This is a genomic window from Clostridium sp. DSM 17811, assembly GCF_018861905.1.
Taxonomy (GTDB): domain Bacteria; phylum Bacillota; class Clostridia; order Clostridiales; family Clostridiaceae; genus Clostridium_AD; species Clostridium_AD frigoriphilum.
On record NZ_JAHLDU010000003.1, the window covers coordinates 174,686 to 188,664 of the forward strand.

Sequence of the window (13,979 nt, forward strand, 5' to 3'; positions counted from 1 at the left end):
CAAAATAAAGTGAATTAGGAGGAATGCAAATGTTAAAAACTCAAAAAAACAATGAAGATAAGAATAATGATCAGGTAGAAAGTATCAAAGAACTTGGAACAACTAATGTTGCAACTCAGGATGATAGAATCCAGGTTTTACCAATTATTGGACAAATAGAAGGGCATATGATGTTGTCTCCTCAAACAAAGGCTACTAAGTATGAACATGTTATTCCAGAACTTATTGCTATGGAGAGGGATGAAAAAGTAAAAGGTATTCTTATAGTCCTAAATACTGTAGGAGGAGATGTGGAAGCAGGCCTTGCAATAGCAGAGATGATACGTAGCGTAAGTAAGCCAACAGTGTCACTTGTAGTCGGTGGAGGGCATTCAATAGGCATACCACTAGCGACAGCTGCTGAATATTCATTTATTTCTCCATCTGCAACTATGATAATTCATCCTATAAGAATGAATGGTTTAATCATAGGAGTACCTCAAACTTTTGAGTATTTTAATAAAATGCAAGAGAGAATCACAGAATTTATTATTAGAACCTCAAAGATTGACAAGGAAACGGTAAATAGATTAATGCTTCAAACCGATGAGCTTTTAAATGATATGGGTACTATACTCATAGGAAAACAAGCAGTGGATAATGGACTAATAGATGAAGTTGGTGGAATAAGTGAAGCTTTATCAAAATTAAATGAAATGATAGATAAAGCATAAAAACAGATATAAATAGGTCTAAATGACCTATTTATATCTGTTTTTATTGACTGTTTACTATAACAAATAGATTCTAATGGTAATTCTTATAGAAGTAGTTTAAAATACATTTATAAAGCTATTTAAAGTTAAAGGTAATTTATAATGTTTGTAGAAATAATAAAGATAGAACTAATAAAATTTGAGGTGATACTTTGGCCAGAAAAAAGACTAAATCTAAAGGCTCTAAGATTGTAGATAGTGAAATTTTTGGAATTGTATTAATAACAATAGGCATATTAATGTTATTAAGCATATTCTCAACTATATTTTCAAATTCTAATTCAATATCAGGTATGATTGGTAATTTTATTAATCATCTACTTTTTGCGACTTTGGGGTTAGGTGCATATCTTTCTCCGTTTTTGATATTATTTATAGGTTTTTGTGATATTGTTAAGAAAGGTAAGATAAATTTTAGTAAAAAATTTTACGGGATAATGCTTACTATAATGAACACATTGCTATTTATACAAATGTTAACTTTAGATGAGTACTACATTAAAGAAGATTTTTTGCTTGGGATAAGTAAAATATATAAATCATCAAGTGTTTTACATGGGGGTGTTATTAGTTATTCCATTGATGTACCAATGTACACACTATTTGGGGCTGCTGGAAGTTATATAATTTTTATTGCGATTTATGTAATTTGTTTAATTATAATATTAAACGTATCGCTAAATGATGTATTTATGTATTTTAAGGAAAGAGTCATTACTAAAAGAGATACTAACAAAAATGATAGTAAGGAGCTATATATAGAAAACAATGATAGTCAAGAAGAGTTAGCAGTTTCAAGTGGAGGAAAAAACAAATTTATTAAAGATATTAGCAATAAAATTAAAATAATTGATTTTATAAAATCAAATGATATTGAAACTGAAGAGCAAGTACCAAATGAAGATGAAGCTTCTAATATTAATAAGAGTGATAATACAAGGGGCACAAAAGTAAAGCACATAGATAATTCTATAAAGCAAGAGCTTGAACAAGAAATTCAATTAAATAGTGTGCAAATAAAGCCAAATTACAAATACGAATATCCTACTTTAGAGTTGTTAAATGAAAATATTACTTCTAAAATGAATAAAAATGATAAAAAAGAATTACTTAATAATGCGAATAAATTGCAAGAGACATTAAGTAGCTTTGGAGTTGAAGCAAAGGTTATTCAAGTTACCAAAGGACCTTCAGTGACAAGGTTCGAGCTTCAGCCCAATGCTGGGGTTAAGGTGAGCAAGATTGTGAATTTAGCAGATGATATTGCACTGAATTTAGCTTCATCGGGTGTAAGAATTGAAGCACCAATACCCGGTAAGGCAGCTGTAGGAATTGAAGTACCAAATAAAGAGTTAAGTGCAGTGTACTTAAGAGAAGTAATAGAGTCTAATGAATTTTTAGAAACAAACAAAAATTTGTCTTTTAGTTTAGGAAAAGACATAGGTGGTAATTGTGTTGTTTCAGACTTAACAAAAATGCCACATTTATTAGTAGCGGGGGCTACGGGCTCCGGAAAGAGTGTTTGCATAAATTCATTAATAATAAGTTTACTTTATAAATATTCCCCAGAGGAGGTTAAGTTATTACTAATTGACCCCAAGGTTGTTGAATTAAATATTTACAATGGAATACCTCATTTATTAATACCAGTTGTAACAGATCCGAAAAAATCAGCAGGTGCTTTAAATTGGGCTGTGAATGAAATGACAAGAAGATATAAGAGTTTTGCCGAAAACAATGTGCGAAGTATTGAGGGATATAATGAATTAGTTAATAAAGGCATTCTTGAAGAAAAATTACCATGGATTGTCATTATAATTGATGAGTTAGCGGATTTAATGACGGTTTGTGCAAATGATGTAGAAGAGTATATTGGTAGGCTTGCACAGATGGCGAGAGCGGCAGGTATGCATTTAGTAATTGCTACACAAAGGCCTTCGGTCGATGTTATTACAGGCGTGATAAAGGCTAATATACCTTCAAGAATATCATTTGCGGTTTCAAGTCAAATAGATTCAAGAACGATTTTAGATTCCGCTGGTGCAGAAAAATTACTTGGTAAAGGAGATATGCTTTTTTATCCGTCTGGAGAGTCTAAACCAATTAGAATACAAGGAGCTTTTGTATCAGAAGAAGAAGTTGAGCGAGTTGTTAATTTTATAAAAGACCAGAAGACCCAGGTGAATTATGAAAAAGAAATAATAGATGAAATAGAAAGTAGTTCAGTAAAGAAAGATGATAATGAAGGCATTGACGAATTATTAAATGAAGCAATTAGAATAGTTGTTGAAAATGGTCAAGCATCTACTTCATTATTGCAACGTAAGCTAAAAATAGGTTATAATAGAGCAGCAAGAATTATAGAACAAATGGAGGAACGTAGGATTATATCTGGTAGAAATGGAAGTAAACCTAGGGAAATATTGGTAAGTAATGCTGAACTTAAAAATTAATAAAACAAATTTTTGTAAGAATAATTGTAAATACTCTTGTTTAATTTGTAAATCACATTTACAATAATTTATGTATACAAATATAGAAGGATAATAGGTTAATAGTTATTATCTGTTTTAAGAACTAAACAACGAGAAAAAGTTAATAAATGGAATTTACCCGCAGAGACAAACAAGGAGGCTGACTTATGGAAAAATTGAAAGTTGGAGTTATAAATTTAGGTTGTGATAAAAATAGAATTGATAGTGAGATTATAATAGGTAGTTTAAGTGAAAGATATAATATGACAAATGATCCTAAACTAGCAGATATAATTTTAGTAAATACATGTGGATTCATAGAATCTTCAAAACAAGAGTCGATAGACACTATTCTAGAAATGTCTGAATATAAGGAAAAGTATAAGTGCACAGTATTAATTGCAACGGGGTGCTTAACTCAACGTTATGGCTCGGAACTTCTTGAACTTATGCCGGAACTTGATATTATGCTCGGAGTTAACGATTATAACAAGCTATTAAGTAGTATAGAAGAGGTGCTTTTAAAGAAAATTAAAGTACAATATTGTAGTTATAGTGATGAAAACATCAATGAAGGACAAAGAGTATTAACTACAGAAACCTATTCTGCTTATGTTAGAATTTCAGAAGGGTGTGATAATGCTTGTACATATTGCGCAATACCCAATATTAGAGGAAGATATAGAAGTAGAAAGATGGAAAATATAATACAAGAGGTAAAGGAATTAAGTGAACATGGATGTAAAGAAATTATATTGGTGGCTCAAGATACAACCAGATATGGAATTGACCTTTATGGTGAAAAAAACTTACACACACTGATTAGCAAAATTTCTGAAATAAGCACAATTGAATGGATTAGAGTACTTTATTGTTATGCAGAAGAAATCACAGATGAAATAATTAATGAAATAGCTTTAAATGATAAAGTTTGCAAATATGTAGATATACCAATCCAACATATAAGTGATGATATTCTTAAATTAATGAAAAGAAAAGGCCGAAAAAATATTATAACAGAAAATATAAATAAGATGAGAAAGAATATTAAGGGATTAGTACTTAGAACTACTCTAATTGTAGGATTTCCAGGAGAAACTCAGGAAAATTTTGATGAGTTAAAACAATTTATTAAAGAAACCAAGTTTGATAAACTAGGGGTTTTTCAGTATTCTAAGGAAGAGGGGACTGAAGCCTGCGAAATGGAAAATCAAATTTCAGAGGAAATAAAAGTTAAACGTGAAGAAGAATTAATGATCCTGCAACAAAGTATATCAAAAGAAATTAATAATAAAAAAATAGGAAAAATCTATAAAGTTTTAGTAGAAGGTTTTAATGGTGAAACTTATTATGGAAGGAATTATGAAATGGCACCAGAAGTAGATGGTAATATTTTCTTTGAATCTGATAAAGTTTATGATAAGGGAGAATTTGTTAAAGTGAAAGTTACTAAAGCTTTAGAATATGATTTAATAGGAGTTGTGTGCTATGAATCTTGCAAATAGACTTACAATGATACGAATTTTTTTAGTGCCTATATTTCTACTTTTTATAGCAGCTAAAGGTATACCTTATGGAAGTGTACTAGCTACAATTATTTTTATTGTAGCTTCTCTTACTGATAAATTGGATGGGTATATAGCAAGGAGTAGAAATCAAATAACTAATTTTGGAAAGTTTATGGACCCTCTTGCTGATAAGTTATTAGTAACATCGGCGCTTGTATCGTTAGTTGAACTTCATATAGTGTATGGTTGGGTAGCTATGATTATAATTGCTAGAGAATTTGCAGTTACAGGGCTTAGAACAATAGCGGCGGCTGATGGAAAAGTGATTGCGGCTAGTAAATGGGGAAAACTAAAGACTGTTATTCAAATAGTAGCTATAATTACGGCTCTGATAAATTTATCTTATGGAAATAGAACTATTAATATGATAGTTAATGTTAAAGAAACATTGAACGTATTAACCAATGTTTTCATGGGTGCGGCAGTAATTATTACAATAATATCAGGTGTTGATTACTTTGTAAAAAATAAGGGTACAATTAGAGTTGATAAGTGATTAAATTATTAAAGATTGTTAATAATAAAAATAAGTGCTTACTAGAGTGTTACAAAATTGGGAATATTATATCGCAATGCATGTTGACCATGTAAAATAAATAGTGTATACTTACGATGGAACAAATGTTCGTTAATAAAGGATGGTGAACCCAAAGGGGAAATTTATGAATAATGAAAAATTAAAAGCATTAGAAATTGCTATGGGTCAAATAGAAAAACAATTTGGAAAAGGTTCTGTAATGAAACTTGGAGCAAATAGTAAGTTAAATATAGAGGCCATTTCTACCGGCTGTTTAGGACTTGATATAGGACTTGGTATAGGTGGAGTACCTAGAGGAAGAATGATTGAAGTTTTTGGACCGGAATCTTCAGGTAAAACTACAGTTGCACTCCATATAGTTGCAGAAGCTCAAAAAAATGGCGGAACAGCTGCATTTATAGATGCAGAGAATGCATTAGATCCCGAATATGCTAAGGCATTAGGAATAGATATAGAAAATTTAATAGTCTCACAACCAGATACTGGTGAACAGGCTTTGGAGATTACAGAGGCGCTAGTACGTTCTGGAGCTATTGATGTTATTGTTGTGGATTCAGTAGCAGCATTAGTACCTAAAGCTGAAATTGAAGGCGAGATGGGAGACTCTCATATAGGACTTCAAGCAAGACTTATGTCTCAAGCTTTAAGAAAACTTGCAGGTTCCATAAATAAGTCTCAATGTGTTCTTGTATTTATAAATCAATTAAGAGAAAAAGTTGGAGTAATGTTTGGTAGCCCAGAAGTAACTCCTGGTGGTCGAGCACTTAAGTTTTATGCATCTGTTAGAATAGATATTAGAAAAATAGATACAATTAAACAAGGTGACGAATTTATGGGGAATCGAACAAGAATAAAAATTGTTAAGAACAAAGTAGCTCCTCCATTTAAGAAAGTTGAATTCGATATTATGTATGGTCATGGCATATCTCGTGAGGGTGATGTCCTAGATATAGGTGTTACGGAAGAAATTGTACAAAAAAGCGGGGCATGGTTTTCCTATGGAGATATACGTCTTGGACAGGGAAGAGAAAATTCAAAACAATATTTCGCAGAGAATCCCCTTGTTATGCTAGAAATAGAAAACAAAATAAGAGCAAAACACAATTTGCCATTATACAATAATCCAGAAATTAATAAAAAAGAAGTAACTAAAAAGGAAGCTAGTAAGAAGGAAGCATAAAGCAAGTTTATACTTGCTTTTTTCTTTAATCAATTATTAAGTATTTGTTTATTAATTTTATATGATTTTAGTTAAATCTATAAGTAATACATATAACTAAAGAATATTATTATAGTACTGGATATATAACGATAAATAGATTATTTAATTCATATAAATAGATTATTTAATTCTTATAATCTTGACATTAATTGAAAAGTAATATAAAATAAATACAAATACTGGTTTGCATATTTTAATTGCTACCAACTAAATAAATATAGCACCTTTTCTAGCTTTCATATTTACTCTTAAATAGATTTGAAATAAGCAAGGGAGGTGTTGATAATCGATGAATGCTAAAGGTTTACCAATTTTCATAGTAGTTTGTGCTATTTTGATTGTTGTTTCGTTAGTTGTTTTTGTTGTAATTTATACTAGAAAAAATAAATCTCAAGCAAATATTTCTGAGGCTGAAAAAGAAGCTAAAAAAATTCTTGATGATAGCTCGAAAGAAGCTGAGACAAGAAAGAAAGAAGCTATTTTAGAGGCAAAGGAAGAAGTTCACAGACTTAGAACTGATTTAGAAAAAGAATCAAGAGAAAGACGTAATGAAGTTCAAAGGTTAGAAAGAAGAAATATCCAAAGAGAAGAATCTTTAGATAAAAAAGGTGATGTGCTAGAGAGAAAAGAAGAAAATCTTAATAAAAAGCAACAAGAGATTGAGACTGTAGAAGCAAGTGTACAAGATTTATACACAAAACAAAGGGGAGAATTAGAAAGACTATCAGGATTAACATCTGATGAAGCAAAACAAGTATTGTTAGAAGAAATAAAGAAAGAAATTAAACATGATGCTGCAATTATGATAAAAGAAATTGAAACTAAAGCTAAAGAAGAAGCAGATAAAAGGGCAAGAGAAATTATTACTTATGCTATTCAAAGATGTGCTGCTGATCATGTTGCAGAAACAACAGTTCATGTGGTTTCTCTTCCAAATGATGAGATGAAGGGAAGAATAATAGGCAGAGAGGGTAGAAATATTCGAACGCTAGAAACACTTACTGGCGTAGATTTAATAATAGATGATACTCCTGAAGCAGTAATTCTTTCCGCATTTGATCCGATTAGACGAGAAGTTGCAAGAATTGCACTTGAGAAGCTAATAGTGGATGGAAGAATTCATCCTGCAAGGATTGAAGAAATGGTAGAAAAAGCAAAAAAAGAAGTTGATAGCGATATAAGAGAAGAGGGAGAACAAGCAACTTTCGAAACGGGAGTTCATGGGCTTCATTCGGAGATTATTAGGTTGCTTGGAAGACTAAAATACAGAACTAGTTATGGTCAGAATGTATTAAAGCATTCAATAGAAGTTTCATACTTAGCGGGACTTATGGCTTCAGAACTTGGAATTGATCCAACACTTGCTAAAAGATGTGGGTTACTTCATGATATAGGTAAGGCTGTGGATCATGAAGTTGAAGGACCACATGCACTTATAGGTTCAGAAATCGCTAAAAAACATCATGAGTCGCCTATCGTAGTAAACGCTATTGCAGCGCATCATGGTGATGTTGAGTTACAATCTCTCGAGGCGATACTAGTTCAAGCGGCAGATGCTATATCAGCTGCAAGACCAGGCGCAAGAAGAGAAACTTTAGAAGCATACATTAAAAGATTAGAGAAACTAGAAGAAATTGCAAATTCTTATGAGGGCGTGGAGAAGTCATATGCTATCCAAGCTGGAAGAGAAGTAAGAATTATGATTAAACCAGATGTAATTGATGATGCTGGTGCTGTCGAAATGGCAAGAAATCTAGTTAAAAGGATTGAAAATGAACTTGAATATCCAGGGCAGATTAAGGTGAATGTTATTCGTGAAACACGAGCTATTGATTATGCTAAATAAAAACATATAATAATAAATCCTCTTGAAATCTAGAATATTTCTAAATCTTAAGAGGATTTTTTTGCGCAAAGTATTAACTACATATCACATGGGTAAACTTGTAATTATTAATAATTTATTCCATTTACATCATAAAAAAATAATGATATATTAGTACAATACGAGTTATGTAGTCTATTTAAGGAAGCAAAATTGTGTTAATATAAAACATACAATTAATATAGATATCGGGGGTAAAAAAATGGTATTATCTAAAAAAGCTGGTAAAATATCAACATCTTTAACATTAGATATAACTGCGAAAGCAAAAAAAATGAAGGCTGATGGTATTGATGTAATAGGGTTTGGTGCCGGTGAACCTGATTTTAATACACCAAAGAATATTAGAGAAGCAGCTATAAAAGCAATAAACGAAGGAATGACAAAATATACGGCGGCATCTGGTATTATTGAACTAAAGCAGGCAATAATTAAAAAGCTTAAGAAAGATAACAGTTTAAATTACATAACGGATCAAATTATAGTTTCAACTGGAGCAAAACAATGCTTAGCTAATGTTTTGCAAGCTATATTAAACCCAGGAGACGAAGTTATAATTGGAGCTCCATATTGGGTTAGTTATCCAGAATTAGTTAAACTCGCGGATGGTGTACCTGTTTTTGTCGAAACAGAAGAAAGTAATAAATTTAAGTTAACAATCACAAATCTTAATAGAGCGATAACTTCTAAATCTAAAGCAATAATATTAAATAGCCCGAATAATCCTACAGGAACAGTGTATTCAAGAGAAGAACTTATAGATATTGCTGAGTTTGCAAAAATAAATAACTTAATAATAATATCAGATGAAATCTATGAGAAACTATTATATGCAACTAATGATCATATTAGTATAGCAAGCCTTTCCGAAGATGCTTATTTAAGAACCATAGTAATTAATGGTCTTTCTAAGGCTTATGCTATGACAGGATGGAGAATAGGGTATGCAGCTGGTAGTAAAGAAATCATAGCATTAATGTCAAACATACAAAGTCATACCACTTCTAACCCAAATTCAATTGCTCAATATGCATCAGTTGAAGCTTTAAGCGGGGAACAGGATGATGTACATAGTATGATAAAACAATTTAAATTACGAAGAAATTATATGGTAGAAAGAATAAATAGTATTAACAATTTATCTTGCATAGAACCTGAAGGTGCTTTTTATGTTATGGTGAATATAAGTAGCATATTAAATAAATTAATTGATGGAAAAATGATAAAGGATTCAATTTCTTTTTCAAAGCTTCTACTTGAAAAGGAAAAGGTTGCAGTTATACCGGGCATAGCATTCGGAGCAGAGAATTTTATTAGACTATCATATGCAACTTCCATGGAAAATATAAAGCAAGGACTTAATAGGATAGAAAGTTTTGTTAGTAATATTTAAAATTGATTTACATACTTATTAATGATATTATGATGGTATGGTGGTATGAACTAATGTAAAGAGTTTTACATTAGTTCATACTAATAATAAGATATTGAGGTGAAGTAAATTGATAACAAAGGAAGTTATAGTTAATAATCCTAAAGGATTGCATGCTAGGCCAGCTACATTGTTAGTAAGAAAAGCAGCTTCTTTCAAGTCAGATATAGGTATAGAATTTATGGGTAAAAAAGCCAATATTAAAAGTTTGATAGGTATTTTATCATTAGGTGTTGGATCCAATGTGGCTGTAAACGTTATTGCAAATGGTGTTGATGAAAAATTAGCGTTAGAAGAAATAGTGAAATTAATCAACTCTTTAGAAGAATAATTAAGACCTATAAATTTTAAAAAGCTGCTAACGTACTGTTTGCAGCTTTTTAAAATTTATAGAAAAGTTAAAGCATTAAAGGAGAATATTTATGCAAAATGAAATTATTGGATTTAATTATAATTCAGATTTAATATTAGATAATAAAAATTTTATAAGATATTTTCTTGAGATTAAATCTAGAAAAAGTATCTATACATCTAAAAGTTATGAACGGGATATAAAAGACTTTTTCTGTGTGAGTTCTATTTCTGATATTAGCATAGATGATATTAAAAAAGTAAATATATTACATACGCAAAATTTCATTATGGAATTGATGGATAAAAACATGTCATCTGCAACTATAAATAGGAAAGTATCATCATTAAGCGCTTTGTATAAGTGGTTATTAAAGTACCAAGATAATTCTACAGGTATTCATATAATAGAATATAATCCATTTGGAAATCTCAAGGAAGAGAAACCAGTGATAAATAATAAAGAAACTGAATTTTTAACAAAAGAAGAGTGCAAAATTTTATTAAGCAGTATAGATACATCCACTATATTAGGACATAGGAATAAAACAATATTAGTGCTTGCGTTGACTACTGCACTAAGAAAATCTGAAATTATAAATATTAAAATAAAACATGTTACTACATACACAGGTTATAATGTAGTAAAGGTGAGAAGAAAAGGCGGTAAAGAAGATATAGTGAAACTACAACAAAATGTTCTTACTATGATTAATGAATATATTAAGTTGACAAAGAGAAATAAGGTAACTAGTGGTGAGGAATATTTATTTATTGGTCATTCGACAAATGGGAAGAATAATGAAAAGTTAAATGCAAGCACCTTAAATTATATGATAAAAAAAGTGTGTAAAAATGCAGGTATAGATAAAGATTTACGGGTTCATTCTACTAGACATACAGCAATAACACTCGCAATACTTGCAGGGGCTACAGTAGAAAAAGTTAGAGATTTTGCGGCACACAAAAATTTGGCAACTACTAATAGGTATATTCATTCAGTAGAAAAATTGAAAAATAATGCTGGAGATTTAATAGATATATTTTAATTATTATAATGGAACTAAATATATCTACTAATAACCTTGTACAAGCAGAAAAGACATTAGGCTTCCGTTTACACCTTTAGCTTAGTTTTTCACTTTAAAGAAAGCGTAGATGTGGTTTAAATGTGCAATAGGAGCTAAGCATGCATATAAAAGCTAAATTTCGTTATAATACTAAATTATAAACCATTTAAATGTGGAATTTTGTGCGATTTAATATAAATTGAAAAAATTGTAAGTATAAGAAAATAGGAGTATAAGAAAATATGAAAATAGGATATGCATGTATACCATTAACAATAAATGAAAGAACATCAAGAGGACTTACACTAAAGAAATTTTCAAAAGACATTTTTTTAGATGTGGTAAAACAAAATATAATAGGGTTAAAAAAAATTCTGGAAAACAATGAGAAACTTAATATAAAACTATTTAGAATAAGCTCAGATATAGTTCCACTTGGAAGTCATAGTATTAATGAAATTGAATGGTACAATTATTTCAAAAATGAATTAAATGAAATAGGCGAATTTGTAAAGAATTGTGGTATGAGAGTTTCAATGCATCCAGGACAATATACAGTGCTCAACGCTTTGAAAGATGATATTGTAGAAAATGCAATTAAAGATTTGGAATATCATAGTAAATTTTTAGATTCATTAGGTCTGAATTCAAGTAATAAAATAATACTTCATATAGGTGGAGGGTATGGCGATAAAAATGCAGCTGTGAACAGATTTATTGAGAATTTTAAAAGATTATCATCTTCTGTTAAAAATAGACTTGTAATTGAAAATGATGGAAAAATATTTAATATTGAAGATGTTCTTTATGTGAGCAGTAAAATCGGTATACCAGTTATATTCGATAACCTTCATCATGAGTGTAACCATCAAAAAGATGAGTCTATAAAAGAAATAATGAATAAAGTAATAAAAACATGGAAAGAGAAAGATGGTAATGTAAAAGTTCATTATAGTCAGCAAAATTCACAAAAACAGGTAGGAGCACATTCAAATACTATAATGGTGAAAGCATTTTTAGAATACTATGATGAAGTAAAAGAGTTTAATCCTGATATTATGCTAGAGGTGAAAGATAAAGATGTTTCGGCTATAAAATGTAATATCATAATTAATAACATAAATAATATAAATAAGAAATTGATTTCTACAATTATGGAAAAACAATGGGCAAAATATAAATATGTTTTGATGGAGAGAAATTATAAGTATTATAAAGAATGTAGCAAAATGGTAAAAGAAAAATGTAGTCTTAAGGAATTTTACGAGTATATTGATGAAGTAATAAACATTGATGTAGAAGATGGAAGCTTTATAAATACTGCAGAGCATGTTTGGGGGTATGTTAAAGATGATGTTACTGACAAAGAAAAAGTTCATTTTGCAAAACTTCTTTTGGATATGCAGCATAAAGAGAAGGCGAAGCTTTATTTAAGAAAACTATGTGATAGATATAATGCTGAATATATTCTTAATTCATATTATTTTTATTACTAAAATTTCTATATTATTAAAAAAACATGTGGTTACATATGTTTTTTTTAGTTAAGGGGTATAGTTTTATTAAACTAAATTTATAACTTATAAGTAATCTATAAAGATCAAAACATATAAAAAAATAAAAGAACATTTGTTTGTATAGAAACTATTTTTATTGTCAATAATCTTAAAACGTTATTTAATTACACAGTAGAAATAAAATTATATTAAGTGTCAATTAATTAGCTAATGCAAATTATTAAGAAAAGAGGAGATAAATAATGAATACTGTATCAATCATTGGCAGATTAACAAGAGATTTGGAACTTAAAAGTTTTAATGAAGGAAAAGGGTTTTATACTAGATTTACATTGGCAATTAATAGGGTACAACATAAAGATATGAAAGCAGAAGCTGATTTTATTAATATTGTGGCATGGAGTGGTTTGGCAGAAACTTTATGTAAATATTTAAAAAAAGGGAGTCGAATTGCTATAACAGGGAGACTTTCAAGTAGTAGTTATGTAGATAAAGATGGAAATAAACGATATAGTACAGAAGTTGTAGCTGAGGATTTTAAATTTTTAGATAATAAGCAGCAAATTGTATAACTTACATAATATTATGACTGTGGTATAATTTATAAACAGTAATAATAAAAAGGTGAGGTGTTTTAATGAAAACTATAGTTGTAGCTGGAGGATGTTTTTGGGGTGTAGATGCTTATATGTCAAAAATAGACGGTATTGTTGAAACTAAGGTGGGGTATGCTAATGGTACAAAGAAGGACCCTACATATGATCAAGTTTGTATGGGAAACACTGGCCATGCAGAAGCTTGCTTAATAAGTTATGATGAAAAGTTGGTATCACTCGAAAAAATATTAAATAAGTTTTGGGGAATAATAGATCCTACTGCTATTAACAGGCAAGGAGCTGATGTAGGTAGTCAGTACAGAAGTGGTATTTATTACTCTGATAAAAGTGATTTAGATATTATATTAAGCACAAAAGATAAAGTTCAAAGTAAATATGAGAAGGTTATAGTTACTCAGATACAACCTCTTTCTTGTTTTTATGATGCTGAAGATTATCACCAAAAATATCTACAAAAAAATCCGGGAGGATATTGTCATATTGATTTAAATGCCGATTAGTACAAAAATATAAAAACAAGGTTGTGTAAAATCTACACTCCCTTGTTTTT

At 29.9% G+C, this 13,979-nt stretch carries 12 protein-coding genes; all 12 read left to right on the forward strand.

Annotated elements, in window-relative coordinates; all coding sequences use genetic code 11:
• Positions 1 to 29: 29 nt before the first annotated feature.
• The 12 genes from KPL44_RS06195 (at position 30) to msrA (ending at position 13,929) form a co-directional block, all read left to right on the forward strand.
• Positions 30 to 713 carry a ClpP family protease gene (locus KPL44_RS06195; protein WP_375539383.1) on the forward strand — a complete coding sequence of 228 codons (684 nt, stop codon included), beginning with the start codon at positions 30 to 32 and terminating at the stop codon, positions 711 to 713.
• A 194-nt stretch (positions 714 to 907) separates the two neighbouring features.
• On the forward strand, positions 908 to 3,208 hold the full coding sequence (locus tag KPL44_RS06200; protein WP_216248022.1) for an FtsK/SpoIIIE family DNA translocase: 2,301 nt from the start codon (positions 908 to 910) through the stop codon (positions 3,206 to 3,208).
• 188 nt (positions 3,209 to 3,396) lie between these two features.
• Complete coding sequence (gene rimO / locus KPL44_RS06205; protein ID WP_216248023.1) at positions 3,397 to 4,734, forward strand: 30S ribosomal protein S12 methylthiotransferase RimO; 1,338 nt, start codon at positions 3,397 to 3,399, stop codon at positions 4,732 to 4,734.
• The gene (gene pgsA, locus KPL44_RS06210) at positions 4,718 to 5,293 is read left to right on the forward strand and encodes a CDP-diacylglycerol--glycerol-3-phosphate 3-phosphatidyltransferase (RefSeq protein WP_216248024.1); all 576 of its coding nucleotides are present in this window, start codon (positions 4,718 to 4,720) and stop codon (positions 5,291 to 5,293) included. The genes rimO and pgsA overlap by 17 nt, the downstream gene beginning before the upstream one ends.
• A 166-nt stretch (positions 5,294 to 5,459) precedes the next feature.
• Positions 5,460 to 6,515 carry a recombinase RecA gene (recA, locus tag KPL44_RS06215; RefSeq protein ID WP_216248025.1) on the forward strand — a complete coding sequence of 352 codons (1,056 nt, stop codon included), beginning with the start codon at positions 5,460 to 5,462 and terminating at the stop codon, positions 6,513 to 6,515.
• Between the two features lie 331 nt (positions 6,516 to 6,846).
• The gene (gene rny, locus KPL44_RS06220; RefSeq protein ID WP_216248026.1) at positions 6,847 to 8,403 is read left to right on the forward strand and encodes a ribonuclease Y; all 1,557 of its coding nucleotides are present in this window, start codon (positions 6,847 to 6,849) and stop codon (positions 8,401 to 8,403) included.
• Positions 8,404 to 8,644: 241 nt separating this feature from the next.
• Entirely contained in the window at positions 8,645 to 9,835 is a 1,191-nt protein-coding gene (locus tag KPL44_RS06225) for a pyridoxal phosphate-dependent aminotransferase (protein ID WP_216248027.1), read from the forward strand.
• Between the two features lie 109 nt (positions 9,836 to 9,944).
• Positions 9,945 to 10,205, forward strand: coding sequence for an HPr family phosphocarrier protein (locus tag KPL44_RS06230; protein ID WP_071613191.1), 261 nt, complete (start codon positions 9,945 to 9,947; stop codon positions 10,203 to 10,205).
• A gap of 91 nt (positions 10,206 to 10,296) precedes the next feature.
• Positions 10,297 to 11,274 (forward strand): tyrosine-type recombinase/integrase, encoded by a 978-nt coding sequence (locus KPL44_RS06235; RefSeq protein ID WP_216248028.1) that lies wholly within the window; start codon positions 10,297 to 10,299, stop codon positions 11,272 to 11,274.
• Positions 11,275 to 11,537: 263 nt separating this feature from the next.
• The gene (gene uvsE / locus KPL44_RS06240; protein ID WP_216248029.1) at positions 11,538 to 12,791 is read left to right on the forward strand and encodes a UV DNA damage repair endonuclease UvsE; all 1,254 of its coding nucleotides are present in this window, start codon (positions 11,538 to 11,540) and stop codon (positions 12,789 to 12,791) included.
• A 263-nt stretch (positions 12,792 to 13,054) separates the two neighbouring features.
• Complete coding sequence (locus KPL44_RS06245; protein WP_071613189.1) at positions 13,055 to 13,384, forward strand: single-stranded DNA-binding protein; 330 nt, start codon at positions 13,055 to 13,057, stop codon at positions 13,382 to 13,384.
• A gap of 65 nt (positions 13,385 to 13,449) precedes the next feature.
• Positions 13,450 to 13,929, forward strand: coding sequence for a peptide-methionine (S)-S-oxide reductase MsrA (msrA, locus tag KPL44_RS06250; RefSeq protein WP_216248030.1), 480 nt, complete (start codon positions 13,450 to 13,452; stop codon positions 13,927 to 13,929).
• Positions 13,930 to 13,979: the final 50 nt, after the last annotated feature.